We start from the raw sequence: 24635 nt of genomic DNA, 5'->3' as shown, positions 1-24635 counted from the left end.
GTATATGAGGGCAACCGCCACTTCGTATTCGCAGGCATCAAGCCCGAATATCTGGAGCGTACCGTTACCTGTACCGCCCCCAGCAAAACCTTTAACCTTGCGGGTCTGCAGGTATCAAACATCTTTATTGCCAACCCCGAGATCAGAAAAAAGTTTTTGGTTGAAATTGATAAAAGCGGCTACAGCCAACTGAACTCCATGGGGCTGGTGGCATGCCAGGCCGCTTATGAGCACGGTGAAGAGTGGCTGGAGGAATTAAAGTGTCATCTGTCGGACAACCTTGCCTTTATTCGCAGCTTTCTTGCACAGCGCCTGCCACAGATTCGGCTGGTAGAACCGCAAGGAACCTATCTGGTTTGGCTTGATTTTACCGCTTTGGGGCTGACTGAAGCGCAGCGAGAGCATTTAATTGTAGATAAGGCAAAGCTATGGCTTGACAGCGGTGTTATGTTTGGTGCCGAAGGAGAGGGCTTTGAACGCGTCAACATTGCCTGCCCGCGCGCTACATTAGAAAAGGCGTTTGCACAGCTCGAGCAGGCCGTTCTGGATTTAAACGTTTAGAAGAATCAAGGTCGGCCCACCCAATATTTAGTCTAACGCCATTAAAAGTACAGGGCGGCTACAGCCGAAGTGCTTAAAAACATGCTATTCTACGGACAAAAAGAAAAGGCAAGCAACTTTTATAACCGAAGTGCTCATCTTACTTGTCGTATTCTCTGAAATATTTTTTAAATATCTACATCCTTAATCGCTGATTGCAAAAGAAAGAACCTCCGGCTTAAGCCGGAGGTTCTTTCTTTTGTTGGTGTAACCCGCTGTTACCTGCTGCTCTTGCAAGGGCATGGTGCGATAGAAGTCAACCGAAAAATAAGGGGGTTCTTATTGAAACAATTGTGTGATAACAGAAAATAAAGAAAATCTTTAATAAATAATTTATATTATATGAATATTGTTAAACCATTGACAATTGAGATTGTTAAATATATAATAATCTAGCAGAACATGTTCTGTAAAAATTATTTACATAAGGTGGTAAATTATGAGCATCAGAAAACTTTTATGCCTTGCACTGTCTGTAATCATGGTTTTGACTGTGTTTACGGGCTGCGGCGCACCAGCTAATGATTCAAATTCCCTCTTTAAACCGGGCAAGTACACCGGCGAGGGCCAGGGCTTTGGTGGAGCCATTGAAGTAGAAGTAGAAGTAGATACGGATAAAATACTGAATATTAAAGTATTACCGCACAAAGAAACTCAGGGTGTTTCAGATGCTGCTTTCAGCACTATCCCTAAGAAAATTGTTGAAACACAATCTATCGCTGTAGACACGGTTGCAGGCTGCACCGTCTCATCCAAGGGAATTTTGGAAGCGGTGAAAGCAGCACTGACACAAACTGCCGCAGATATGGATAAGCTGGAGAAGGCAGTTGAAAATGTTGTTTCCACAGAAACGATTACGAAAGAATCGGATGTAGTAATCGTTGGCGGTGGCGGCGCAGGTATGTCTGCTGCCGTAGAAGCACTAAAAGCAGGCAGCTCGGTCACCGTAGTGGAAAAAATGCCGGCTGTAGGAGGAAATACTATTCTGGCAGGCAGCGCCTACAACACTTCCGATCAGGAGCGCCAGAAAACCCATGAAATGAGCGCGAGCGAGCTGAAAAGAATTGAAGATATCGTCGCTCTTGAACCCAAAAATGATTTAATGAAATCTTGGCAGGAAACCCTTAAAAAAGAAATCGAAGATTATAAAGCTGCCAAAGGAACCTATCTGTTTGATTCGCCCTCACTGCACAAGCTTCAGACCTATATGGATGGCGACTACGTAGGCAACCCAGAGCTGATTGATGTGTTTGGCGAAAAAGCTTTTGAAGGTTATGAATTTCTTACAGGCTTAGGAGCAGAATGGGTTGACGGAGTTAACGCTGCCGTAGGTGCCACCTGGATGCGCAGCCATACCCCAACTGCCAAATATGGCGCCAAAGGTGCTTCTTTTGTGCTACCTCAAGTGGAGTATGTCGAGAAAAATGGCGGAGAAATTTTGCTGAATTCCAAAGCGGAAGAATTGATTATGGAAAACGGCAAATGCGTAGGCGTCAAGGGTAAAACCACAGAGGGTCAGCCTTTTGAAGTTCGTGCAAAGAAAAACGTAATTCTTGCAACCGGCGGGTTTGGTGCTAATGTGGAGATGCGCCAAAAGTACAACAAGCATTGGCCCAAATTAGATGAATCTGTACAGACGACGAACCATGTAGGAGCAACGGGCGACGGTATTGTAATGGCCGAAGCCGCAGGCGCTAACTTGGTGGGCATGGAGTGGATTCAAATGCTGCCAACCTACGGCAAAGGCGTGTTTACGGCATACATTGAGAACCAGTTCTACATCAATAAAGAAGGTAAGCGCTTTGTAAAAGAAGATGGCAGACGTGACGAGTTATCCAAAGCTGTTTTGGAGCAGACCGATGCGCAGATCTATATTATTTCTGACGCGAATACAGTAAAGGATGGCGTAACGGTAAACGGTTCTAAAGTTGACGAGCAACTGGTGGGCAACGGCTATGTGTTCAAGGCCGATACACTGGAAGATCTGGCGAAACAGATTAATGTTCCATACGAAGATTTGAAAGCATCTGTAGATCAGTTCAATAATTCTATTAAAACAGGAACCGATCCGTTTGGTAGAACTGTTTTTGACAAAGAATTCGGAAAAGCACCGTTTTATGCGGGGCTAACAAATCCTATGGTTCACCACACCATGGGCGGTGTGGAAATTAATACAAACACACAGGTACTGGATAAACAGGGCAATGTAATTCCCGGACTTTATGCAGCAGGCGAAGTAACAGGCGGAATCCATGGTTCAAACCGCCTGGGAGGTAACGCAATTGCTGGCATTACATTATTTGGTAGAATTGCCGGACAGAATGCTTCCAAATAAGCGCAAATAGAACTATTCTTACTTATCTTTCGAAGAAGTCAACGTACTTAGAGTACGTTGACTTCTTTCTGTTCAACGAAGTATAATGAGAGGTAATATTGAAAATGAAACGAGGTTGTAGATGTGGCATACGAACCAACCGTAAATAAAAGAAAACTGCAGTATCAGCAAACACTGGAGAACATTCGAAACGCGGTAGACAAATTGGTTGCAGAAAAAGGCTTTGAGTCTATGACCATCCGGGACATTTGTAAGGAATCAGGCATAAAAGCAGGGGGATTCTATCACCATTTCGACTCCAAAGACGCATTGCTTTTTGATCGGTACCATCGGATGAACCAATATTTCACTGCCCTCTATAAATCGGACCTGCAAGGAAAGGACTCTGTGGAAGGGTTGCTTCTCCTGTCGAGTGTGTTTTTTGCTTATCTAAAATCCAGAGTGCTTTCAATCATGATACAGTATAACAAAACATATGTCGCTAATCAGAAGGCGTGGGAGGAAAAGGAGCCTAATGCCTGTTTTATGGTAATTTGCCGTCTGATGGAAGAAGGGCAGAAAAACAACGAAATTAAAAAGGACTTTAAGGCAAAGGATCTGAGCTGTTTTTTATGGAGCTTGATTCAGGGGGCTACACGAAGCTATTGTGCGAGCGAAGGAACCTTTTTAGAAGAAAGCAATTTAGAGTATATGATCCAGGTTTGGATAAGAAGCTTGAGGGTTGAAGGTTAACAACTAGTAATGTTGTTGTAAATCATTTAAAAAAAGCCCAGCAATAGCTGGACTTTTTTAAGTACCAATCAATACTCGATTGTGTATTTGCTAAATTTATGTTGTGCAATCTCCTGTCTATCCGCATAAAACAAGAAAATTAAGCTTTCGGAGTTGCGATTAGGAATACCTTATCGTTTAGCTCCTCTTCTTCAAAGAAGTTGTAGAATGTGAAGTTGTAGTAGAATCTCTCTGCTGGGTACACACCATATCCATCCTGGTTATGGTCGGTAGTATCGTAGGAGTCTGCTACAATGATTACATCATCCTGTGTAGTCTCAGTACCCATTGTGTCATAGCCGATGATAACCTGCCAGTGTCCGCCCCAATCGTTCCATCCAATCATAATTGGTGTGCCCTTTTTCAGAGTATCCCGAATAAACTCTAGCGTGAACACCTCGTCCACATTGTCTACACAGTCAAAAGTGGAGTATAAATCAAATCCACCCAAGCCCTCAAATACCTGAATAAGCTGTCTAAGGCTAGTGCCTTGTGGTGTAAGCCCATTGGAGCGGAACGCTCCCAATGATTCCTCGTTATGCCCACCCAAAGCATCGTACCAATCCATAACCATCATACCGCTAGAGACACCACAGGACCATTCACTGGTCTGCTGCTGTGTTCTAAATTTGGAGAGAATGGTTAGAGTACCGGTAGACTCCATGTTGTAGTAATCATTGCTCTTAAAATAAGGGCTTTCTTTATGGTCGCCTAGTCGCTCTACGCTATCAGCGCCATCTTCTTCACTTAAATCAATAGTGTAAGGAATTTTCATTTCGTCGGTAAAGTTGGTGTTATCAACTACCTCAGGTGATACTGCAACAGGTGTAGGCTTTGACGAAGCAGGTGATGATGCCTCATTGGCACCGCATCCCGCCAAAATTATGCTACACATTAACGCCAATACAATTAGTTTTTTCATAAGGGTTACCTCTTTCATAAAAAAATAATTGTATCTGTAAACTGAAACATACCCGCCTTATATTGTATTATTTATAATTGAATTTGGGATTGGGCATTGCTGCCTTCTTCTTCGCTCGCTTTTTATTTATCCAATTTTTCGGTCGTTTTTGAGTCTATATAGTGACGAAAAACGCACTTTTAATACTCTCATGTTGTTTTATACAGATACTATGGGCATAACCCACAAACCTTATAGAGAATCCTCTCTAATTTATAAAATGTGAGCCTTTGGCTCCAACGTGAGGTGTACGGTAGTGCCGTACTGTGCTATGCGGATAAACTTGCACTCCAGAAGTATACCAAATTCAGATGACTAATGACAACACTTTTAAATAATTTTAGATGAATGTCTAAAAACACCTAGTTATATCGTTTCAATTTATGCGATTAGAGTAGGGTGCTTGTGGCATTATCTCTAAGTACTGTTCAAAGCAAGGTTACAAATTGCAGGAGGCGTACCACTAACTACCGTAGCCAATCGACTTGGACATGCAAATGCATCACCACCACAAAGATATATGCCCATGCGATTAGATCCGCAGATGAAGCAACGGCAGAAACATTAAAAAATATTCTTTCGCCGACACCTAGCCAAGACAAAATAGGATAAAAAACAAGGCTCCGTAATTACCAAACTAGGTAAACGCGGAGCCTTTTTCTTTGATTTTTCAAACAATAAACACTAAAACTGTTTTTCAAGGGATATTTAGATAAAAAAGTGACTTAAACTTCCGTTTAAGCCACTTTTGTTGGTTGCGGGAGTGCGCAACATTGTTTACCTGAAATTTTATTCGAGTATAATTGGAGATTAGTTTTACTCTAAGCCTATTTGACATTATTAATCCAAGATAACTTATTATTAAAAAAGCTAGTCCAAAAGTCCACCATGTCATAGGGACAATTTAAGAAAGCAATCTATGAACTTCCGGAAATCTCGGCTGTTAGCGCTCAACAAATTGTTGCTGAAATTGAAACGGATGTGACCCGTTTTCCAAGCGCTCATCATTTATGCTCATGGGCAGGAATTTTGCCTGGAAATAACGGCAGTACAGGTAAACGCGGAGGCGGCAGGATGAGGTTTAGACTAAACACGCTTTTGTTATCTCAAACGATAATGAACGTTACGTTGCCTAATCATGCTAAAACGAATGATATCGGTATCAATGTATTCCCGTGTAAAAACAAGCGGCTTATCGTTGAGATCGTAATTCACACCATTAAGCAGTAAGAACGGCTTCAGACCTAATTCTTTAAGATCAGTATAACGCTCTAAATTAGGAATGGCGGTTGACAGCACTGTTTCGATTTCAACCTTATCCCATTCAATGCGCCGTCCAGACTGATGGTAGATATACTCAAACACTGAATTTTCGTACTTGGTATATTCCTCAAACGCAGTTTCTCCACCGAGTACAGATAGCCCAAAAAAATCTGCACAAAACGCACACAATTTTTCATTTGCTAAAAATATTTTTTCTGCAATTACCAGCTTGTCATCTTCATCAAGTTGTAAGCGTTCTGCTATTTTCTGATCTCGTGGAATAATTTGGATATTCAATAACCGAACCGATGGCACATACCCGCTGTTGCGGATCATCTCAGTAAACTCCATTACAGGATTAAATTTAACCTTAATGTTCAGGGAATCCACGTTGACGAAAGTGCCCTTTCCTTGCCTCCGAAAGACAATTCCCTCAAAAGCAAGGTCGTTAAGCACCGAACGAATAGTAATGCGGCTCACGCCAATGATATCTGCGAGCGCCTCTTCGCGGGGCAGTTTGTTGCTTTTCTGCAAATCCATCCCATTGATATATTTAAGTATCTGAATTTTTGCACGGTCGGAAAGTGTCATCTCATTCAGTCGATTTTCACACAACTTTGCTCACGTCCTTTTCTGCATGGACTAAGCATATGTGATTCATGGCCCTTTGTCAAGATTAAGCTTACTGAGATTCTTTTTTCAGCCCTTTCTTACTATTGAGCAAAAGGTTCAGCACAATTGCGGTAACACTGACCATGAAAAGTCCATTGCTGCACATCATGCCCAAAGTAGTGGGGAGCTACGAAAAAATTTCCGGTGCAAACGTAGCGCCCGCAGCTTACCTACCAGCAATGACAGTGCTTTGAACATGCCTTTTCCGTATTTCTCAATTAATGTAATAGCTATCAGTACACCCATTCCCAGCAACAGGCTTTCTAACGAGACAAATGTTTTGCTTCCCGGCCCGCCTGCCAAATCTCTGATCGCAATGGGGCAAGGCTAATACCAATCAGCGTGACAAAGGTGCCGATGATGACTTTAGGGAAGATCACGAGCTCCTTTATCCATAAAGAACAAAATGATAAAAACGAGTACCGCTGAAGACATAATTGAACCAAATAGGACAGGGAGCCCATACTGTTTGCCGGGATTAGAAATGCAGTGGTTTTCGCATCAAGTCCTGTTGTGCTTGCAAGAATCAGCGGTACCGCAATCGTACCAGGGCACATCGCCAAAACACGTTCAAACCCGACTACTAAATTTTTCCCTAGTCATACCTTTTATGAAAAAATATCCATCATCTGACTCCTATCTCATTTCAGGTTTGGTTTTAGTCCCAATAGCCTTTATGTACTTCAGCTGCTTCCACTTCAATTTCGTGAATAGGTCCGATCACAGTAATTTCTTTCTGTCCTTTTGCAAATACTTCACGGCAAGGAAGATCAAAAGTAGGATTCTGCTCATTACTTCCTGTCAATTCAAGCAGTCGGCGCTCTGTCATGCCGTAGACGACGCGACCAATATTTGCCCAGTAGATTGCTCCCGCACACATTGCACATGGCTCAGCAGTAGTATACAGAGTACAATCCCACAAGAACGCCTTAGAATATTCGTGGGATGCACGAGCCGCAAGAGTCGCTTCCGCATGTCCTGTACAAATTTTATCGGTAATCTCAATGTTGCCTTGCTCCATGATGATATTACCATCTTTGTCTACCAACAATGCAGCAAACGGAGTGTTGCCTGCCGCCCGGGCTTCCTTAGAAATTTCCACCGCTCTTTTAAGGTAAAATACGTGTTCTTGATATGCCATCATTTGTTCCTCCTAAATTTAGCTTAAATAACAAAATAGGTAATAGGTAATACCTTTAATCTGCTATTAGAATACCACACTACTACAAGTGTTGTAAATAAACTGAATTAACAAATATCTCAACGTAAATTTATGCTATTTAATTAAAATCATAATGCACGCAAGATAAACAAACCCTTTAAAGTAATTTGACCGTATCAAGGTTTGGTTAGAATCTCTAAAAAATCACCCGATAAAAAGCTGTACAATTATTGATCGAACGTATAGACATAAAAATAAGACGGAAATCAATGTACAAAGTACATTGATTTCCGTCTTAGATCAAATTGGTTGCGGGAGTAGGATTTGAACCTACGACCTTCGGGTTATGAGCCCGACGAGCTACCGAACTGCTCCATCCCGCGATATTTTATTCGCACCGGATTTCCTAGTGCTTTATTATTATACTACAGAAAGAATAGAAATGCAATACCCTTTGCAAAATATTTTACAAAGGGTATTATTTTTTACCTTTGCTTTATTCGGTGATGTCATCGTCCTCGGTATCATCTGCAGAAACCGGTGTGGAAACGTAACCGGCAGCGTAACTCACTGTTTCCTCAACAGGCTGTACACTTTCGGGCTGATCATCAACGTAATATTCCATGTCATAATCACCTTCAACGTCAGGGATGTAATCTTCCTCTACACCGCCGCACTCCAGGCATCTTCTGCTTCTCATATATGCCACCAGGCCAAGTAACGCACCACCTACTGCGATGAGTGCTATAATAATTGAGATCAGAGTTCCTCTTTTCATTTTTTTGCCTCCCCTACTTTATGATCGGTAAAATCGTGACAGATTATGTCTACTATTATAATACCTATGCCAAAAAATAACAAGCTGTTTTTATGAAAAGGCCTGCGTCATACAAGTTAGTATGCGCAGGTCTTTCACATTTATAATACAAAATGACTATTTTTTTATGAGAGATTTACCGGTAATTTCAGTTGGCTGCTCTAAACTCAGGATATCCAGCATGGTTGGCGCAATATCAGCGAGCTTACCGCCTTCACGAAGCTCACAGGGGTAGCCCGCAACAATGAACGGCACAGGATTTGTTGTATGAGCGGTGAAGGGTGAACCATCATCCTCAAACATTTTGTCTGCATTGCCGTGGTCGGCGGTAATCAGGGCTGCACCGCCCTTTGCAAGGATTGCATCAACCACCTTACCCAAGCAGGTATCAACAGCTTCAACTGCCTTAACCGCGGCTTCGAACACACCGGTATGGCCCACCATATCGCAGTTTGCATAGTTACAGATGATGACATCGTATTTATCACTTGCGATGCGGGCAAGCAGCTCGTCTGTAACCTCATAGGCACTCATTTCGGGCTTGAAATCGTACGTCGCAACTTTGGGAGATGCAATCAATGCCCGATCTTCGCCCTTGTAAGCAGCCTCAACGCCGCCATTGAAGAAGAAGGTTACGTGCGCGTACTTTTCGGTCTCCGCGATTCTAAGCTGAGTAAGACCTTTATCGGAGATATATTCACCAAAGGTGTTGGTGAGAGACTGCGGCTTAAACGCAACATGTACGTTGGGCATTGTCACATCGTATTGGGTCATACACACAAAATGCAATGGGAAAAAGCCGTTCTTGCGCTCGAAGCCATTGAATGCTTCATCCACAAAGGTTCTGGTGATTTCACGCGCACGGTCGGGGCGGAAGTTAAAGAAAATAACCGAGTCATTCGCCTTTACTGTTGCGTTTTCTGTAACGACGGTAGGTACAATAAATTCATCCGTAACGTTTTCGGCATAAGATTTTGTCATGGTATCGGTCGCGCTGGAGTTCTTATTACCTTCGCCATATGCCATTGCAGCGTATGCCTTAGAAACACGCTCCCAGCGGTTATCACGATCCATTGAATAATATCTGCCCATCACAGTAGCGATTTTACCCACACCGATTTCCGCCATCTTTGCTTCCAGCTCAACAAGGAAGGCCTTGCCGGATGTCGGAGGGACGTCTCTGCCGTCCATAAAGCAATGGACGTAGACCTTGGTGAGCCCTGCGTTCTTGGCGAGCTGTAGCAGGCCATACAAGTGAGCATTGTGGCTGTGTACGCCGCCATCAGACATTAGCCCCATCAGGTGCAGAGCTGTGCCGTTCTTTTTGCAGTTCTCAATGGCAGCGTTCAGCGCCTCGTTGCCAAAAAAGTCGCCATCTGCAATGGATTTTGTGATTCTTGTGAGCTCCTGATAAACGACACGGCCCGCACCAATGTTGGTGTGGCCTACCTCAGAGTTGCCCATCTGCCCCTCGGGCAGACCAACGTCCATACCGGATGCACCGATGAGGGTACGGGGATTCTGTGAAAAAATTTTATCGATATTTGGCTTGTGCGCGGCTTTGATTGCATTGCCGTATTCATTGTCATTTTTGCCAAAGCCGTCGAGAATAATAAGTGCTAATGGTCTTTTCGCCATATGAGATTCCTCCTTTTACTTAGACGCGGCAGCAACGATTGCTGCAAAGTCGGGGGCTTTCAGAGAAGCGCCGCCGATGAGGCCGCCGTCTACATGCTCTTTGCCGAGCAGCTCTTCTGCATTGGCAGCGTTCATAGAGCCGCCGTACTGTACGGTCATCGCATCGGCAGCAGCCTTGTCATACAGCTTCTCTACCACACTGCGGATGTAGCCGTTGACTTCATTTGCCTGATCGGAAGTTGCGGTTTTACCGGTGCCGATTGCCCATACCGGCTCGTACGCAATAATAATTTTTGCAAGCTCTTCTTTGGAAACACCCTGCAGCGCAATTTTGGTCTGCAGTCCGCAGGTCTCCTCTGTAATACCCTGCTCACGCTGCTCAAGCAGCTCGCCTACGCAGAGAATTACGGTTAAGCCTGCATCCAGCGCAGCTCTGACGCGCTTGTTAACTGTAACATCGGTTTCGCCGAAGAACTGTCTTCTCTCGGAGTGACCGATGACAACATATTCTACGCCCATTTCGGTGAGCATACCTGCAGAAATTTCAGCAGTAAACGCGCCGGAAGCGGCCCAATGGCAGTTTTGAGCACCCACTTTAATGTTGGTGCCCTTGGTCATATCGAGAGCTGTTTCGAGGTTGGTGTAGGGCACACAGATGACAACGTCACAATCAGCGGACGCTACGAGGGGACTCAGCTCCTCAATCAGTGCTTTTGCCTCTGGGCGGGTCTTATTCATTTTCCAGTTACCTGCAATAACTGCTTTACGCAATGCTTTATTCATAGTAGTTCTCCTTTATAAAAAATATATGATCTCTATGTTCATCGTGTTCTATTCTAACCCGCTTTCTCAGGCGGATGAAGAAAAAGGCGCGGTACCTGCCCGCGCCTTGTATTATGCCGATTTTGTGGCGGTTATATGTGGGCAGTATGATAAGAGCTGTACAGGTTGCCTGCCCGGAGCGTAGCCGGACGTTTTCCGGCTATTTGTCGTTTACACAAGCGATACCGGGAAGCTCTTTACCCTCAAGGAATTCAAGAGAAGCGCCACCGCCTGTGGAGATATGAGTCATTTTATCGCCAAAGCCCAGGGTGTTGACCGCAGCAGCAGAGTCGCCGCCGCCAATGATGGTGATGGCGTCGGTTTCAGCAAGTGCTTTCGCAACGGTAATAGTCCCCTTTGCCAGAACGGGGTTTTCAAACACACCCATGGGGCCGTTCCAAACCACAGTTTTCGCAGATTTAACAGCATCGGCAAACAGCTCGGCTGTTTTGGGGCCGATATCAAGGCTCATGAAATCAGCGGGGATTGCATCAGCCGAAACAACATTAACCTCGATTTCAGCATCGATGGGATCGGGGAAGGATTTTGCAATAACGCAGTCAACAGGAAGAAGGATTTTGACCCCTTTCTCCTCTGCTTTTTTAAGCATATCTTTGCAGTAATCAATTTTCTCGGAATCGAGCAAAGAAGTACCTACGCCATAGCCTTTTGCAGCAAGGAAGGTGTATGCCATGCCGCCGCCGATGATTAGAGTATCGGCTTTGCTCAGCAGGTTCTCGATTACGTTCAGTTTATCTGCAACCTTTGCGCCGCCAAGGATGGTGACGAAGGGTCTGGCAGGGTCTGTAACTGCGTTGCCGAGGTATTTGAGCTCTTTACCCATTAGGTAACCAACCGCTGCCTCTTTGACAAACTGGGTTACGCCAACGGTGGAGCAGTGTGCTCTGTGCGCAGCGCCGAATGCATCGTTTACAAAAACCTCGCAAAGGCTTGCAAGCTCTTTGCTGAACGCTTCGCCGTTTTTGGTTTCTTCTGCGCGGTAACGGGTGTTCTGAAGCAGAACCACATCGCCGTCTTTCATTGCTTCAACCGCTTTTTTAGCATTCTCGCCTACTACGTTATCATCTGCAGCGAAAACAACCTCTTTGCCGAGAAGCTCGGAAAGACGAACGGCTACCGGAGCAAGAGAAAGCTCGGGTTTGGGCTCGCCCTTAGGCTTGCCGAGGTGAGAGCAGAGGATTACTTTTCCTCCGTCTGCAATAAGTTTTTTAATGGTGGGCAGTGCAGCGACAATTCTGTTTTCGTCGGTAATTACGCCGCTTTTCAGGGGTACGTTAAAATCGCAACGCACCAGTACTTTTTTTCCGGAAACATTGATATCGTCAACCGTCTTTTTGTTGAAAGCTGTCATTTCAGTCTCCCTTTCCTTATCTTTGATTACCTGTTTGGGGTATTGTTAAACTAAAAACAATCCATACTTTATTCTATAGCATGATGTCGATTTTTTCAAGTGCGACATTGTATAAAATGGCGAATAGAATCGCTATTTTTTGGTGCGTTTCTCCCCTAAAACCATAATACCGGCAAGCCGCGGGCCTGCATTGATGGTGATGGACGCACCCGCATAGTAAAGCCCCAGCGGCGGGGTACCTGTTTTCTCCTGCATCAAATCCATCAGCTGCTCGCCGACGTCGTCGGTCATAGCGCGGATACCCAAGTAAGGGGTGTCGCCCACACGCCGTTTCTCCGCAATTTCAGCAAGCTTGGGAACGACGTTTTTGTCCCCACGCACCTTGTCGACAATCTTCATATCCCCCCCAATGATGGAAAGAATAGGGCGAAGCCCAAGTACATCTCCCACAAAAGCGGACGCAACACTGATGCGTCCCGATTTTTTTGCAAATTCCAGCGAATAAACCGCAAAGTAAACCTCTACGCGGTCAAAAAAATCGATGAGGTAATCCACAATTTCGGCACAGGGTATCCCGTTTTTCGCCATCTTCGCCGCTTCACATTGGGCGTAGCCGTAGGGGATGGTGTATACCTGCGAGTCGATTACATAAATGGTAAAGCTACCCTGTGCGTCGGGGCAATCGTCGTAAAACAGGTTCTTTGCCATATTAGCCGCGTCATACATATTCGAGCCTTTTGAGTTGATGGTTGTAACCACCATATGTGTATAGCCCTGTTGGTAAGCCAGTTTATATTGCTCGGCAAAGCTAATAACGGTGATATGGCTGGTGGTAGGAATGGTTTTTGCCTCAAGCAAAAGCTTATAAAACTGCTGCGGGGTAAAATCGACCCGTTCCTGATAGCCGACACCGTCTACTGTGATGGGAATAGGCAGCACGGTAATGTCGAACTCCTGTGCAATCTCCTGCGGAAGGTCGCACGCAGAATCGGTTAGAAATTTAATTTTTTCCAAGCTGTTAGTCCTCCCATTTATATTTGGTAAGCTGCCCAGACCATTTGAGCGTCGGGTAATTCCACTGGCGCAGCACCTCGTAGGCTGCGATTGCGACAGTATTGGAAAGGTTGAGGCTGCGCGCCTCATCGACCATAGGCAGGCGTACACAAAAATTGGGGTTTTGGTACAGCAGCTGCTCGGGCAGGCCTGCATCCTCCCTGCCAAATACGAGGTAGGCGTTGTCGGGGTATTGCACGTCGCTGTGAATATGCCTGCCCTTGGTGGTGAAGTAGAAAAACTCACCGCCTTTGTTTTTACTAAAAAACTCTGCGGTATCTTTGTAATAGGTAATATCGAGTAAATGCCAGTAATCGAGCCCTGCCCTTTTCAGCTTTTTGTCATCGATTACGAAACCCATTGGCCCCACTAAATGCAAGCGAGCCCCTGTTGCTGCACAGGTACGCGCAATATTGCCGGTGTTCTGGGGAATTTGAGGCTCGACGAGGACAAGGTTTAAAATAGACATTCTGTAATAATGTTTCCCCTTTATAATCAAATCAGTTTATGAAAGTAAAATAATTTTTATTATGTTGCGTGCTGAACATTTTAAAAATGCGATAAAGCTGCTTTGCAAAGAACTTGACGCTGCGCACCGAATTTGCAGATGCAATAACATCTGACCGCATGAACGATTGATTCAGCAGATAATATTATAGCGAATAACGGCTTATAGAATCAAGCGTTTCCGCCATTTGTTACTATTTGGTCTACAGATTATTATACCCGTTACCAAATGTTTACACAATAGGTTGCGTGCGGTTTCGCAGCTTTTTTTGCGGTTGTGTGTAGTTTTTGCGCTTCTTTTGCCCCAAGCACTGTGTTTAGCCCGTTGCATTGAAAGGGAGGCTAAGGATTTGAAAGGCAAACAAAATCGAAAAAAGCGAACGAAGTTTGATGAGAAACAGGATTATGCGGCACAGGTAAAAGCGGGGCTGCACCGGCTGGCATTCGGGAGCATTGCCGATGCAGTAAAACTTCTCTTTTTTGAGGACGCACCTACAACCGATGAACTAACTGAGTTGGATTTGTTCCACATTGCGGAGCTTAAACGGGGTAAAAACGGCGTTGAGGTAAAGTTTTTTGACCGGTTTAAAGCGATGGAACTTCTAGCCGGGCTTGCGGAAGACAAAAGCAAGGAGGAGGATGCCCTGCCGTTTTATCAGGCGATTTTGGGCAGCCTGCCCGACAGTACTGCAAAGGAAACGGATGTGAGTGTGCATGACGAGGTTTAAGCCGTTTTCGCAGCGGCAGCTCACCGCGATGAACTGGTGGTGCGAAGGCAGCCCCTATGAAAGCCGCGATGCAATTATCTGCGATGGGGCAATACGAAGCGGCAAAACGCTTAGCATGTCGCTGGGGTTTGTATCGTGGAGCATGTACTGTTTTGAGGGAGCGTCCTTCGCAATCTGCGGCAAAACCATCGCCTCGGTGCGGCGCAACCTAATAGTACCGCTGCTGCAAAGCCTCAGCGTACTGGGCTTTTCCTGCAAAGAAAGGCTATCACACAACTGCATCGACATCTGCTTTGGGGGCAAAACCAACCGCTACTACCTGTTTGGCGGCCGAGACGAAGGCTCGGCCGCTAACATCCAAGGGATTACGCTGGCGGGAATTTTGCTGGATGAGGTTGCGTTGATGCCGCGCTCGTTTGTAGAGCAGGCAGTTGCGCGCTGCTCGGCTCCCCGCTCACGGTTTTGGTTTAACTGCAACCCCGAGCACCCCTTTCACTGGTTCTACACCGAATGGATTCGGAAAGCGGAGCAAAAAAATGCGCTGTATCTTCATTTTACCATGGACGACAATCTTTCTCTCTCTGAGAAAATCAAGCGCCGATACGAGAACATGTATTCCGGCGTATTTTACGAGCGGTTTGTACTGGGAAAATGGGTTGCGGCGCAGGGGCTGATTTACCCGATGTTCAGCGAACAGCAGCATGTGGTGCACGGCGAGCCGCCAGAATGCGAGCGGTATTACATCTCGTGCGATTACGGTACGGTGAACCCGATGTCGATGGGGCTTTGGGGGCTTTCGGGTGGGGTATGGTACCGCCGGCGGGAGTATTACCACAATTCACGTATGGCAGGCGTACTGAAAACCGATGAGGAATACTACGAAGCACTTGCGGAGCTGGCAGGGGGGCTTCCGGTTGCCGCGGTGATTGTCGACCCGTCGGCGGCAAGTTTTATCCAGTGCGTGCGCCGGCACGGGGTGTTTCGCTGTATCCCCGCGGTCAATGATGTGGTGGTAGGAATACGGCGCGTTAGCGACCTGCTGAGCAGCAATCAGCTGCGTTTTCATGAAAGCTGCACCGATTGCCTGCGCGAGTTTTCGCTTTACTGTTGGGATGACAGTTCGAACCGCGACATACCGAAAAAAGAGAACGACCATGCGATGGACGAACTGCGTTATTTTGTAATGACGGCACTGCAGGAGCGCGCAGAGATGGCGCAGGCTGGGGCTCACTCGACAGCTTTATTCCGCTAAAAACAGCGGAGCACAGCCTGTACGAGCAGATGCGCCGCACTGTGCCGATTATTGATGCGGCATTGGAAAAGATTGTACGCCTTGTAGGCGGCTTTCGGCTTGAGTGTGATGATGAACAGGTGCAAACACGGCTGCGCAGGTTTGCTGATGAGGTACGCGTTGGCGGTGCACAGCGCGGGTTGGATGCATTTTTAGCTTGCTACCTCGACGACCTGCTCACCTATGGAAGTGCAGCAGGTGAAATAGTGCTCAGCGCGGAACGGGACAGCATTTATGCACTGTACAACTGCCCGCTCGGCAATTTAGAGTAGCGACACCCAACAGCCCTGTACAAGCCGAGTTCTACCTACGCGATGGGTTAAATTTGGTGCCCGCTCCACATCCGCAATTGATTTTGTTCAGCGCAAGAAACCCCGCTGCAGGCGAGCTTCGCGGAACCTCGTTACTGCGCGGGCTGCCGTTTATCAGCAACGTGCTGCTGCGCATCTACGAGTGCATTGGCAAAAATTTTGACCGTGTGGGCAATGTGCGTTTTGCAGTTACCTACAAACCGGGGGACGGCGGAGTCGACTCTACAGGGGCGCGCGAGATTGCGCAAAACATCGCCAAGGAATGGAGCGAGGCGATGAATGCAACTGCCAAGGGCAGCGTCAAGGATTTTGTCGCGGTTGGCGATGTGGATATTAAGGTAATCGGCGCGGACAATCAAGTAATCGATACCAGAGTGCCGGTTGACCAGATGCTGCAGCAAATCGTATCCAAACTGGGTATTCCTCCGTTTTTACTGGGGCTTTCGTGGAGCACGACCGAGCGCATGAGCCGCCAGCAGGCGGATATCCTTACCAGCGAACTGGAGGCTTACCGCAGGCTGCTGACCCCGGTAGTGGTTAAAATCTGCAACATGTTCCTTGCCACCAACGGGCTTTACGCCGATGTTCGCGTAAATTGGGATATAATCAACCTGCAGGATGAAGTGGAAACTGCTCAGGCACAGCTTTTACTGGCACAGGCAGCAAAAGAAACGGAGGACACCTAATGAAACAAGCTATGATTTATAAGGGTTTTGCGCCCGAAGAGCTTTCGGCGGAGAATTTAACCGAGATTAACCGCTACACCAGACGCGAATTGAAAGCCGAGGAGGTGTATGTGTTCCCTCTTATTTTATGCGACAACGAAATTGACCGAGATTTCGAACGTTTCTCGGTTGACGCACTGTATAAGCTGCGTCGCTTGTTTTTGGGTAAAACGGGTATATTCGACCATAACCCAAAGGGTGCAAACCAAACGGCACGCATCTTTCACACGGCGGTGGAACAGGACACACTACGCAAAACTACCACGGGAGAGGTGTATCACTTCCTTACCGCCAAAGCGTATATGGTGCGCAGTGATAAGAACAAGGATTTGATTCTCGACATCGACGCAGGCATAAAAAAAGAGGTAAGCGTTGGCTGCGCGGTGGAGGAGGTTCTTTGCTCCACCTGTGGCAAAAATGTAAAACAGCAGCCCTGCCGCCACAAAAGCGGCCAAACCTATGATGGGGTGCAATGTCACTACACGTTGAGCAAGCCCACCGACACATACGAATGGAGCTTTGTGGCAGTACCCGCACAACCGGCCGCAGGTGTAACCAAGGCGTATTCTGCCCCCGATACCGAGGAACACGGCAGCCTAGGTATGATTATAGCCAAGCTGAAAGCGGCGCAGAAAAGTGTAGAGCTAAGCTGCGGTGACGCAGAATTGCTCGGTGCAGAACTGCAGCGGCTGCGCGGGCTGGCACAGGTAGGCGAAGCCTACCGCGGTGAACTAAAAAAAGAGGTGCTGCGCTGTGCGGCACTCTCGGGCAGCGGTATCAGCCCCAAGGCGGTTGCCGCCATTGCGGATAAACTTACCACCGAAGAACTGCGTGAACTGAAAAAATCTTTCGCTTGCGCAGGCGGAAACCGACCGGTTCCTACGGTACAAACGGCGGGCAGCTTTACGCAGGGGGATGGCGGTGAAAACTCACAGTTTTTAATCTAGGCTAGCTGAAAGCTCCAAACCATTGTCTAACAAAAATTTACTGCGGCTCTGCCGCGGGAAGGATGTATTGTATGTCTATTTTCAAAGCAATCAACCTTGATAAAACCATGTACAAGGTGAGTGGAAGTACCTTTACACGCGAGCTGGAAAAACTTGACCCCTCCGCCGAGTACGCGGGCACCGAACTTGCAGGATTGGATGCTTACCAGAGGCAGCTCAAGCGCTTTGATATCCATGTAGGCGGTGCGCAGTCGGACATGATCCAGAAGTTCTTCCAAACCTCGGACAGTGCCAGCCTATTCCCTGAATATGTATCACGCGCGGTGGCACAGGGGATGAACGATACCGCGCTGCTCGGCGAGATCATTGCGACTAAAACCAACGTAAACAGCCTCGACTACCGTTCGATTGTCACCGATCTTTCGGAGGAGGATAAAACAATTGCGGCGGTTGCCGAGGGGGCTAAAATACCCGAGACTGCCATCAAGCTCAGCGATGTACTGGTGAAGCTGGTCAAACGCGGTAGAATGCTGGTTGCATCTTACGAGGCCATTAAGTTCCATCGCCTTGACCTGTTCACCGTCACCCTTAAACAGATTGGCGCGTATATCGCAAGGGCGCAGATGGGCGATGCGGTAAGCACCCTGCTCAGCGGCGAAACACTGCTTAATACCGCAGACGCCGGCAAGGTTACCTATGCCGACCTGCTAAGCCTATGGAGCAATTTCGGTGATTACGAGATGAATACCATCCTCGCAAGCCCCGTTATGGTACAAAAACTGCTGGCCATACCTGAAATGCAAGATGCGGCCGCGGGGCTAGCGTTCCACGGTACCGGCAAGCTAATTACCCCGCTGGGTGCAAAAATTATTAAAACCCCGTGTGTTGCCGATGATACGCTGATTGCGCTGGACAAGCGCTTTGCACTTGAGATGGTAACCGCTGGCGGTGTTCAGGTGGATTATGACAAGCTGATTGACAGCCAGCTGGAACGCGCAGCCATTACCTCGATTGCCGGCTTCGGCAAAATATTCCCCGATGCGGTTCAGGTGATGAAAGTAAAAGCAGCTTAACCGACAGGCTTTTTTAACATGTCAGGCGGGGTGGGCACTGCCTGACCCGTTTGAACAGCAAAGGAGGAATACAGATGGATGCTTCACAGGTTTTACAGCAGTTTGCCGTGTTGGCGGGTATTTCGCAAGAAGATGCCCAGCCTTTTGCACCCATGGCGCGGCTGTGTGTTGCAAGGCTGTATGCGCGGCTGAGAGAAGATACGGATGTGGATACCAACGAGGAAGCGCTGTGCACCGTAGCGGCGGGGATGCTGTTGTACCAGTACACTATGACGGCACAGGCAGACACACAGAGCAGCTTTAAGCTGGGAGACCTTTCGATTTCAGCACAGGCTATCAGCCGAGCCGATGCAAAGGCGCTATGCGATGAACTGCTGGCGAGCATTGCGCCGCTGCTGAAATACGACGACGCATTTTTGGTACAGGTGGGGTGATTGATTGGACGTTTATTCTAAATTTTTAATGCTGCTGAAGCGTTATGGCAGAGAGGTAACCCTGCAAAAAGAGGGGCAAACCCGCCGTTTTGCGGCGTATATCGCACCGTTTGGCTACCAAAACCGCCAATACCTCGAAGATAAATATTCCGTCATCGGATACAGAGACCAAAATACGTTTCTGTACATCGGTTCACCTGAAAACGGTGGTGATTGCCTTGCTGTGGATGACGTAATTGACTGTGGCGGCGAGGGGTTTGTGGTATCGGTTTGTGAAATGCGGCGTGTAGGCGAACAGCCGTTTTATGTGTGGGCGGTGCTGAGGCGTGCAAATGAGGAGGCAAACCAATGGCAGATGTAATAAACGATGTTGCGCACGAGCTGGTGAACCTGCTTCGCACCGCGTTTGCAGGCGAGCAGGCAGCAATTGCACTGCAGTTTTCCAGCGCACCTCACCCTGTGCCGCTTACCAAAACCATGCTTGCGGTGGGTTTGCAGGATGCTGAGTTACTGCCCTGCGCTCTCTCGGATTTTGCAGGGCTGGATGAAGATGGCAACAGTCTTTACGGCAGAATGCTTGAGATTACGGCGGCAATACAAATTTTATGCCCGCCGGGCAAAGAAGCAGCGGAATGCCAACGGGTATTCGGCAAAATCTGCAACAGCCTGCTGTTTGTGCAGCAAGAGTATGAGGTAACGCGTGTGTGGTGTGGCAAAGTGCAGTTTGAAAAAGAATTGGGGGCACTGGTGCTGCCATGTTACGCAAAGCTGCACCTTACCGTTTGCCAGCAGCGGCAGGAGCAGGCAATCGGTAATTATGTAATTAGGAGAGTGACCGAATGATAAGAAACAATTCGTTGCGCCCGGGGGTGTTTTCATCTTACACCGTAACCTCGGCGTTGGGCGCGGTGGTTTCGGTTCAATACGCAGCAGTATGCGCCTTGGCTTTGGGCGGTGAGGCCGGTAAGGTATACCGCTTTACAAGCTATGCCGATGCAGCGGCAATTTTTACAGACAGTGCGCTGCTTCGTGCGGTAAAGCTGCTGCTGGAAAGCGGGGTTTCGCAGGTGATCTGCGTGCCTGTGGGTACAAATGGCGGCAACCCAGATGACAACGCATATGAGGCAGCATTTGCAGCCATTGAGGGGCTCGACAACATTGGGGCAGTGCTGTGCGACAGTGTAAGTGCCACAGTGCAGGCAAAGCTGCTGCAGAGCATAACCCGCTCATGCAGTGCGTTGAAAGAGCGTATTGGCCTTGTAAACGCTGATAATGCGGAGCATGCCGTACAGCTTGCACAGGCACTCAACAGCGAGCGCATCTGCCTGTGTTATCCCGGTGGGTTTTCGGGTGCCTGTGCGTTTGCGGGAGAATTGCTAACAGGAACTGTGGGAGACAACCTCAGCGGCAGCATCTGTAAAGGCATAGTGCTTGACGAAGATAACCTCACCGAAGACACAGTTCAAACCTTGCTGGCCGCGGGCGTAGTGGTGTTTGAAACGGTGGGTAATGCGGTAGAGTGCATAAAAGCGGTAACCACACGCACCAAAACAGATGGCACTGCCGATTACAGTTTCGCCAATGTGGCAACGGTGCGCATTATCGACCATATTTTACAGCGGGCACGCACTGTGATGAAGGTGCTGCTGAAAAATGCAAGAGGCAATCCTGCAACGATGCAGAGCATAGTGGCACAGATGACGGTGTTGCTTTCCGCTGCTGTGGATGAGGGGATTGTGAGCAGTTTTGCTACACCAAGGGCAGCTCTGCTTGCGGGTGACCCATCGGTATGCGTGGTAGTGCTGAGCTTTACGGCGGCAACCGCCATCAACCAAATCCACATCGTTGCTCACATTTCTATCTAGGAGGCGAAAAAATGTCGATACTTTTTCCGACAAGCAAAGATATTTATATCGAAATCAACGGCAGGCGGCTAGCGGTGGCGCAGGGCTACAAGGCAAAAAGCAGCCGTGAAAGCAGATATGTAGAGGCATTCGGCAGCGAACAGCCCGTGGGCACAGTAGGCGGCAGACTGAGGCATATTTTGGAGCTTTCGCGCGTATGCGCCACCAAGGATGCCATGGGTGGCAACCTTGATTTTCACAGCCTCTCGGGGTTCAATGTGGTAATTGTTAAGCCCGACCGTCAAATTATTTACTCGGGGTGCGAGTGGGGCGAAATTCAAGAGGTGGCCTCGCTCGGTGAGGTGGTACTGGAATCGGTCACCATTGTGGCAGGTAAAAGGATGGAGCTTTTATGAACAAGCTGTTTAAGCGCATAAAACGGGCTGTGGCCCAGCGGCGGGAACACATCAGTACTGCCAATGCCCAAAAGGACGATGACGGCTTACCGAGTATACCCCAAAGCATTGGTGAAGTTCAAAAGCTTGCTACACCCACACGGCAGTATGAGGTAAGCGGAAGCACCGGCAGCGCACCATTTGGCATAATGCCCTACGCTGAAATGAATCTGGCAGACGGTATCAGCATTGCCAATACCCCGCCCACTGTGGATGCAAGTGCCGTCAATGATGCACTTTGTACGCAGTGCAGGCGCTACGCAAGTGATATTTCTGCACAGGAGGTGCTTTGATGGCAGGCACCTTACAGTTTAATGGCTTTGCATTGCGGTACAATCCACGCAAAATCGAAATCGGTTATGCTAAAACCATTAAGATGATTGACATGCCGTTTTCGGCACCCGTGATTCAAGAGCTTGGCACGCGCCCGCGTATCATTAAGGGTGAGGGGGAGCTGTTTGGTACCGACTGCACCGTACAGTTTGAGCAGTTGCAGGCAGAGTTTTTACACAGCGGCTCGGGGCGGCTGCTCTGCCCGCTTTGCAGCCCGATGTACGCCTATTTTGCAGCACTAAAAGTAATCGGCGAAGCCGGCCCACTTTTGCTGCGCTATGCGTTTGAGTTTGTAGAGGATATGAATGCATGCACAGCAGCGGGAGCACACAGTGTTATGGTAAACGGGCGGGCGGTGTTGCCATCTTGAAGCTGACGGCAATCAACCTTGCGGGCGGACATTTTTCTTTGCCGCCTCCTATTTCCCTGCAATGCACCTCGGCGTATGATATCCCTGCGGATGGCTTTGAGGGAGTATTCCCCGCACAGCAGCTTTACGGTTGCGGCGAGCTCACCGCGCTGACAATGGAGCTGGAGGGCAAAACCATGTTTGACGGGCTGATTGATGAGCAAGTTTTATCTAAAAACGGCAAGGGGGAATTTCTCACCCTAAAAGCACGTTCAAGGGCGGCGGTACTGATCGACAATGAGGCAATTCCACAGACATTTTACCGTGCGAATCTATGGGATATCTACAACGCGCACTGCAAGCAGTACGGCTTTCGCGGCCTGCTGTGCGACCGTAACCCCACACTCTCCGCCTTTACTGTGCCAAAAGGGCGCAGCGAATGGCAGGCGCTGGAAAGCTTTTGCCGCCAAACACTGGGGGTGATGCCGTACATCAGCGACGGTTATATTGCAGCGCGGAAAAGGCCGACGGGGCAGCGGATGATACTTTCCAACTCGGTGGCGGGCGGCGCGCGGTTTTCAGCGCTGCAGGTATGCAACAAACGCTACGGGGTAATCTCCAAGGTCATTTTAAAGAGCGACAGCAAACTGTATGATACCGCGGTGTACAACCCGTCCAGCGAGCAGCTCGCCATTCGGCGCAAGCGGTACATCAGTCCACCCAAGGAATGGGCGGGTGACCCACGCACAGGGGCAGATCGCCTCATGCGTGACTCTATGCTGAAAAAACTGCTTGTAACCGCAACGCTGCCCGGCCTTACCGCTGTTTCTGTGGGCGACCGTGTTTCGATTGAGGACGAAGTGGCGCACTACAACGATTTGGCGGTATATGAGGTAACCTATCGAGCGGACAGTACGGGCTATGCCACAACGCTTGCACTCGTACTGCCCGACTATGTAAGTTAGGAGAATATCATGCTTTTACCGCAACTACTCAAAAATCAGCAGCTCTCCTCCCCTGCTGCCGTACCCATCACACAGAGCGGTGGCGGAGATATTAGCGTATCGGGCGAAAGTGAGCTGCGGGATATCCCGCTGTTTGCACCCTGTGGCGTATGCAGTATACCCGCTGAAAACGCCCAAGCACTTATCCTCCCGCTTGATGGCGCGGCGGCGTGTACCGGAATTTTGTGCCCGCCTGATGCCGTGGTCGGGCTAGAACCGGGTGAACTGCGGCTGTTTTCAAGCGGCGGAGCAGCCATTGTACTGAAAAACAACGGTGAGGTGCTCATTAACGGGCTTACTGTCACCAAAGAGGGGAAAATTATAGAAAGCGGGGCGAAGGTGCTATAGATACGTTACTACAAAGCGGTGATATGAAGCGCAGTGTGCGCGGGCTGCCGTTTTTGACGGATGGCACAGAAGAGCTGATTCAGCGTGCAATGATCCGCCTGAGCGTACGCCACGGCAGCTTTGCCCCCGACAAAGACCTAGGCAGCGAACTGTATACGCTGAACACCACAGGCGGACGGGACATGGATACGGCGGCAATGAACCTGGTGCGTCAGGCACTTTTACCGCTGCCCCAGATTACGGTAACGCAGGTAAGCTGTACCCTCAGCGGCGACAGTTTAAGAATCAAACTGCAGATAATCATTGATCGTAAAACCAAAGCTTTGGAGGTGGAGATACGCTGATGGCAACCTACGAACAAATTCTTACAGCCATGCAAGAGGAATATTACCAACGAACCGGGTTTTATGCGGACGATGCGTCGGATATCGGGATACGGCTGAAGGTGCTGGCAACGCAGCTATCCTTGCTGGACAATCGTTTGGATGACCTGAAAAAGCAGGTTTTTCCGCAGACTGCGGCAGGCACACCGCTTGATTACCACGCCGAGACACGCGGGTTACTGCGCAAGGCGGCGACGGCATCTTTAGGTATGCTGCGATTTTCACGCGAAACACCCGCACCTGCCGATATTATTGTACCCGCAGGGGTGATATGCTCGGTGGGGCGAAACGAAGCCGAACCGAACCTGCGCTTTGAGACTACGGCGCAGGGTGTGCTGGTAGCGGGCTCAACCTTTGTGGATATTGCAGCACAATCGGCTGATGGCGGGGCGCTCACCAACGTAGCCCCGGGCGCAATCAATGTGATGATTACACCG

28 protein-coding genes, 1 tRNA gene and 2 pseudogenes are annotated in these 24635 nt (G+C 48.3%); 21 read left to right on the top strand and 10 right to left on the bottom strand.

Going from position 1 to position 24635, the window contains the following annotated elements:
- The 3 genes and pseudogenes from RTV33_RS08520 to RTV33_RS08510 all read left to right on the top strand — a co-directional run.
- Nucleotides 1-561, top strand: a pseudogene (locus RTV33_RS08520) (aminotransferase); the annotation flags it as partial.
- A gap of 478 nt (nucleotides 562-1039) precedes the next feature.
- The gene (locus RTV33_RS08515) at nucleotides 1040-2935 is read left to right on the top strand and encodes a flavocytochrome c (protein WP_312643416.1); all 1896 of its coding nucleotides are present in this window, start codon (nucleotides 1040-1042) and stop codon (nucleotides 2933-2935) included.
- Between the two features lie 204 nt (nucleotides 2936-3139).
- Entirely contained in the window at nucleotides 3140-3667 is a 528-nt protein-coding gene (locus tag RTV33_RS08510; RefSeq protein WP_312643414.1) for a TetR/AcrR family transcriptional regulator, read from the top strand.
- Nucleotides 3668-3806: 139 nt separating this feature from the next.
- Here RTV33_RS08510 and RTV33_RS08505 read toward each other — a convergent pair whose 3' ends face one another.
- Nucleotides 3807-4628, bottom strand: a complete 822-nt coding sequence (locus tag RTV33_RS08505) for a papain-like cysteine protease family protein (protein ID WP_312643412.1) — start codon at nucleotides 4626-4628, stop codon at nucleotides 3807-3809.
- A gap of 954 nt (nucleotides 4629-5582) precedes the next feature.
- On the opposite strand from RTV33_RS08505, the pseudogene RTV33_RS08500 reads away from it, so the two are divergent.
- A pseudogene (locus RTV33_RS08500) lies at nucleotides 5583-5756 on the top strand (transposase); the annotation flags it as partial.
- A 12-nt stretch (nucleotides 5757-5768) separates the two neighbouring features.
- On the opposite strand, the gene RTV33_RS08495 reads toward RTV33_RS08500, so the two are convergent.
- From RTV33_RS08495 to trmL, 9 genes are all read right to left on the bottom strand, one after another.
- Complete coding sequence (locus RTV33_RS08495; protein ID WP_312643410.1) at nucleotides 5769-6545, bottom strand: GntR family transcriptional regulator; 777 nt, start codon at nucleotides 6543-6545, stop codon at nucleotides 5769-5771.
- Between the two features lie 715 nt (nucleotides 6546-7260).
- Nucleotides 7261-7746 (bottom strand): nucleoside deaminase, encoded by a 486-nt coding sequence (locus RTV33_RS08490; protein WP_396327237.1) that lies wholly within the window; start codon nucleotides 7744-7746, stop codon nucleotides 7261-7263.
- Between the two features lie 324 nt (nucleotides 7747-8070).
- Nucleotides 8071-8147, bottom strand: a tRNA-Met gene (locus tag RTV33_RS08485).
- Between the two features lie 113 nt (nucleotides 8148-8260).
- Nucleotides 8261-8542, bottom strand: coding sequence for a hypothetical protein (locus RTV33_RS08480; RefSeq protein WP_312643408.1), 282 nt, complete (start codon nucleotides 8540-8542; stop codon nucleotides 8261-8263).
- A gap of 156 nt (nucleotides 8543-8698) precedes the next feature.
- Nucleotides 8699-10219: a 2,3-bisphosphoglycerate-independent phosphoglycerate mutase gene (gpmI, locus tag RTV33_RS08475; RefSeq protein WP_312643407.1), complete on the bottom strand. Its 1521-nt coding sequence runs from the start codon at nucleotides 10217-10219 to the stop codon at nucleotides 8699-8701.
- Nucleotides 10220-10234: 15 nt separating this feature from the next.
- Nucleotides 10235-11002, bottom strand: coding sequence for a triose-phosphate isomerase (gene tpiA / locus RTV33_RS08470; RefSeq protein ID WP_312643405.1), 768 nt, complete (start codon nucleotides 11000-11002; stop codon nucleotides 10235-10237).
- Between the two features lie 199 nt (nucleotides 11003-11201).
- Nucleotides 11202-12413: a phosphoglycerate kinase gene (locus RTV33_RS08465; RefSeq protein WP_312643403.1), complete on the bottom strand. Its 1212-nt coding sequence runs from the start codon at nucleotides 12411-12413 to the stop codon at nucleotides 11202-11204.
- A 132-nt stretch (nucleotides 12414-12545) separates the two neighbouring features.
- Complete coding sequence (locus RTV33_RS08460; protein ID WP_312643401.1) at nucleotides 12546-13427, bottom strand: DegV family protein; 882 nt, start codon at nucleotides 13425-13427, stop codon at nucleotides 12546-12548.
- Between the two features lie 4 nt (nucleotides 13428-13431).
- Nucleotides 13432-13935, bottom strand: a complete 504-nt coding sequence (trmL, locus tag RTV33_RS08455) for a tRNA (uridine(34)/cytosine(34)/5-carboxymethylaminomethyluridine(34)-2'-O)-methyltransferase TrmL (protein ID WP_312643399.1) — start codon at nucleotides 13933-13935, stop codon at nucleotides 13432-13434.
- A gap of 388 nt (nucleotides 13936-14323) precedes the next feature.
- Here trmL and RTV33_RS08450 point away from each other — a divergent pair, with 388 nt between their 5' ends.
- The 17 genes from RTV33_RS08450 to RTV33_RS08370 form a co-directional block, all read left to right on the top strand.
- Nucleotides 14324-14701, top strand: a complete 378-nt coding sequence (locus RTV33_RS08450; protein WP_312643397.1) for a terminase small subunit — start codon at nucleotides 14324-14326, stop codon at nucleotides 14699-14701.
- Nucleotides 14688-15953, top strand: coding sequence for a PBSX family phage terminase large subunit (locus RTV33_RS08445; protein WP_312643395.1), 1266 nt, complete (start codon nucleotides 14688-14690; stop codon nucleotides 15951-15953). The genes RTV33_RS08450 and RTV33_RS08445 overlap by 14 nt, the downstream gene beginning before the upstream one ends.
- Before the next feature lie 41 nt (nucleotides 15954-15994).
- Nucleotides 15995-16264 (top strand): hypothetical protein, encoded by a 270-nt coding sequence (locus RTV33_RS08440; protein WP_312643393.1) that lies wholly within the window; start codon nucleotides 15995-15997, stop codon nucleotides 16262-16264.
- A gap of 56 nt (nucleotides 16265-16320) precedes the next feature.
- On the top strand, nucleotides 16321-16989 hold the full coding sequence (locus RTV33_RS08435; protein WP_312643391.1) for a hypothetical protein: 669 nt from the start codon (nucleotides 16321-16323) through the stop codon (nucleotides 16987-16989).
- Nucleotides 16989-17975: a hypothetical protein gene (locus RTV33_RS08430; RefSeq protein ID WP_312643390.1), complete on the top strand. Its 987-nt coding sequence runs from the start codon at nucleotides 16989-16991 to the stop codon at nucleotides 17973-17975. Before RTV33_RS08435 ends, RTV33_RS08430 begins: the two co-directional genes overlap by 1 nt.
- 71 nt (nucleotides 17976-18046) lie before the next feature.
- Nucleotides 18047-19048, top strand: coding sequence for a phage major capsid protein (locus tag RTV33_RS08425; RefSeq protein ID WP_312643388.1), 1002 nt, complete (start codon nucleotides 18047-18049; stop codon nucleotides 19046-19048).
- Nucleotides 19049-19122: 74 nt separating this feature from the next.
- Nucleotides 19123-19482, top strand: a complete 360-nt coding sequence (locus RTV33_RS08420) for a hypothetical protein (protein ID WP_312643387.1) — start codon at nucleotides 19123-19125, stop codon at nucleotides 19480-19482.
- 4 nt (nucleotides 19483-19486) lie between these two features.
- On the top strand, nucleotides 19487-19843 hold the full coding sequence (locus RTV33_RS08415) for a hypothetical protein (protein WP_312643384.1): 357 nt from the start codon (nucleotides 19487-19489) through the stop codon (nucleotides 19841-19843).
- A complete protein-coding gene (locus tag RTV33_RS08410) occupies nucleotides 19831-20325 on the top strand; it encodes a hypothetical protein (RefSeq protein WP_312643382.1) in 495 nt (164 codons plus the stop codon). The genes RTV33_RS08415 and RTV33_RS08410 overlap by 13 nt, the downstream gene beginning before the upstream one ends.
- Nucleotides 20322-21347, top strand: coding sequence for a hypothetical protein (locus tag RTV33_RS08405; protein WP_312643380.1), 1026 nt, complete (start codon nucleotides 20322-20324; stop codon nucleotides 21345-21347). The genes RTV33_RS08410 and RTV33_RS08405 overlap by 4 nt, the downstream gene beginning before the upstream one ends.
- A gap of 11 nt (nucleotides 21348-21358) precedes the next feature.
- Nucleotides 21359-21742, top strand: coding sequence for a hypothetical protein (locus tag RTV33_RS08400; protein ID WP_312643378.1), 384 nt, complete (start codon nucleotides 21359-21361; stop codon nucleotides 21740-21742).
- Complete coding sequence (locus RTV33_RS08395) at nucleotides 21739-22074, top strand: hypothetical protein (protein WP_312643376.1); 336 nt, start codon at nucleotides 21739-21741, stop codon at nucleotides 22072-22074. Before RTV33_RS08400 ends, RTV33_RS08395 begins: the two co-directional genes overlap by 4 nt.
- The gene (locus tag RTV33_RS08390; RefSeq protein ID WP_312643374.1) at nucleotides 22074-22484 is read left to right on the top strand and encodes a hypothetical protein; all 411 of its coding nucleotides are present in this window, start codon (nucleotides 22074-22076) and stop codon (nucleotides 22482-22484) included. Before RTV33_RS08395 ends, RTV33_RS08390 begins: the two co-directional genes overlap by 1 nt.
- The gene (locus tag RTV33_RS08385) at nucleotides 22424-23428 is read left to right on the top strand and encodes a hypothetical protein (protein ID WP_312643372.1); all 1005 of its coding nucleotides are present in this window, start codon (nucleotides 22424-22426) and stop codon (nucleotides 23426-23428) included. The genes RTV33_RS08390 and RTV33_RS08385 overlap by 61 nt, the downstream gene beginning before the upstream one ends.
- Nucleotides 23429-23437: 9 nt before the next feature.
- On the top strand, nucleotides 23438-23815 hold the full coding sequence (locus tag RTV33_RS08380) for a hypothetical protein (protein ID WP_312643370.1): 378 nt from the start codon (nucleotides 23438-23440) through the stop codon (nucleotides 23813-23815).
- A 23-nt stretch (nucleotides 23816-23838) separates the two neighbouring features.
- Complete coding sequence (locus RTV33_RS08375) at nucleotides 23839-24159, top strand: histidine kinase (protein ID WP_312643368.1); 321 nt, start codon at nucleotides 23839-23841, stop codon at nucleotides 24157-24159.
- The coding region (locus RTV33_RS08370) for a baseplate J/gp47 family protein (RefSeq protein ID WP_312643366.1) at nucleotides 24159-24635 on the top strand (477 nt) is incomplete at its 3' end. The genes RTV33_RS08375 and RTV33_RS08370, both read left to right, overlap by 1 nt.

This window comes from Hydrogenoanaerobacterium sp. (assembly GCF_032017025.1).
Lineage (GTDB): Bacteria > Bacillota > Clostridia > Oscillospirales > Ruminococcaceae > Hydrogenoanaerobacterium.
The sequence above is the reverse complement of the archived record's forward strand: the minus strand, read 5'-3'. Positions and strand labels throughout refer to the sequence as shown.

What these genes read in the sequence shown, in the direction of transcription:
- RTV33_RS08490 (WP_396327237.1), bottom strand. Translation starts at nt 7,746, where the DNA reads ATGATGGCATATCAAGAACACGTATTTTACCTTAAAAGAGCGGTGGAA.
- RTV33_RS08465 (WP_312643403.1), bottom strand. Translation starts at nt 12,413, where the DNA reads ATGACAGCTTTCAACAAAAAGACGGTTGACGATATCAATGTTTCCGGA.
- RTV33_RS08400 (WP_312643378.1), top strand. Translation starts at nt 21,359, where the DNA reads ATGTCGATACTTTTTCCGACAAGCAAAGATATTTATATCGAAATCAAC.
- RTV33_RS08375 (WP_312643368.1), top strand. Translation starts at nt 23,839, where the DNA reads ATGAAGCGCAGTGTGCGCGGGCTGCCGTTTTTGACGGATGGCACAGAA.
- RTV33_RS08445 (WP_312643395.1), top strand. Translation starts at nt 14,688, where the DNA reads ATGACGAGGTTTAAGCCGTTTTCGCAGCGGCAGCTCACCGCGATGAAC.
- RTV33_RS08395 (WP_312643376.1), top strand. Translation starts at nt 21,739, where the DNA reads ATGAACAAGCTGTTTAAGCGCATAAAACGGGCTGTGGCCCAGCGGCGG.
- gpmI (WP_312643407.1), bottom strand. Translation starts at nt 10,219, where the DNA reads ATGGCGAAAAGACCATTAGCACTTATTATTCTCGACGGCTTTGGCAAA.
- RTV33_RS08515 (WP_312643416.1), top strand. Translation starts at nt 1,040, where the DNA reads ATGAGCATCAGAAAACTTTTATGCCTTGCACTGTCTGTAATCATGGTT.
- RTV33_RS08405 (WP_312643380.1), top strand. Translation starts at nt 20,322, where the DNA reads ATGATAAGAAACAATTCGTTGCGCCCGGGGGTGTTTTCATCTTACACC.
- RTV33_RS08380 (WP_312643370.1), top strand. Translation starts at nt 23,438, where the DNA reads ATGCTTTTACCGCAACTACTCAAAAATCAGCAGCTCTCCTCCCCTGCT.
- RTV33_RS08420 (WP_312643387.1), top strand. Translation starts at nt 19,123, where the DNA reads ATGGATGCTTCACAGGTTTTACAGCAGTTTGCCGTGTTGGCGGGTATT.
- RTV33_RS08410 (WP_312643382.1), top strand. Translation starts at nt 19,831, where the DNA reads ATGGCAGATGTAATAAACGATGTTGCGCACGAGCTGGTGAACCTGCTT.
- RTV33_RS08385 (WP_312643372.1), top strand. Translation starts at nt 22,424, where the DNA reads ATGCACAGCAGCGGGAGCACACAGTGTTATGGTAAACGGGCGGGCGGT.
- RTV33_RS08425 (WP_312643388.1), top strand. Translation starts at nt 18,047, where the DNA reads ATGTCTATTTTCAAAGCAATCAACCTTGATAAAACCATGTACAAGGTG.
- RTV33_RS08430 (WP_312643390.1), top strand. Translation starts at nt 16,989, where the DNA reads ATGAAACAAGCTATGATTTATAAGGGTTTTGCGCCCGAAGAGCTTTCG.
- RTV33_RS08390 (WP_312643374.1), top strand. Translation starts at nt 22,074, where the DNA reads ATGGCAGGCACCTTACAGTTTAATGGCTTTGCATTGCGGTACAATCCA.
- RTV33_RS08480 (WP_312643408.1), bottom strand. Translation starts at nt 8,542, where the DNA reads ATGAAAAGAGGAACTCTGATCTCAATTATTATAGCACTCATCGCAGTA.
- tpiA (WP_312643405.1), bottom strand. Translation starts at nt 11,002, where the DNA reads ATGAATAAAGCATTGCGTAAAGCAGTTATTGCAGGTAACTGGAAAATG.
- trmL (WP_312643399.1), bottom strand. Translation starts at nt 13,935, where the DNA reads ATGTCTATTTTAAACCTTGTCCTCGTCGAGCCTCAAATTCCCCAGAAC.
- RTV33_RS08505 (WP_312643412.1), bottom strand. Translation starts at nt 4,628, where the DNA reads ATGAAAAAACTAATTGTATTGGCGTTAATGTGTAGCATAATTTTGGCG.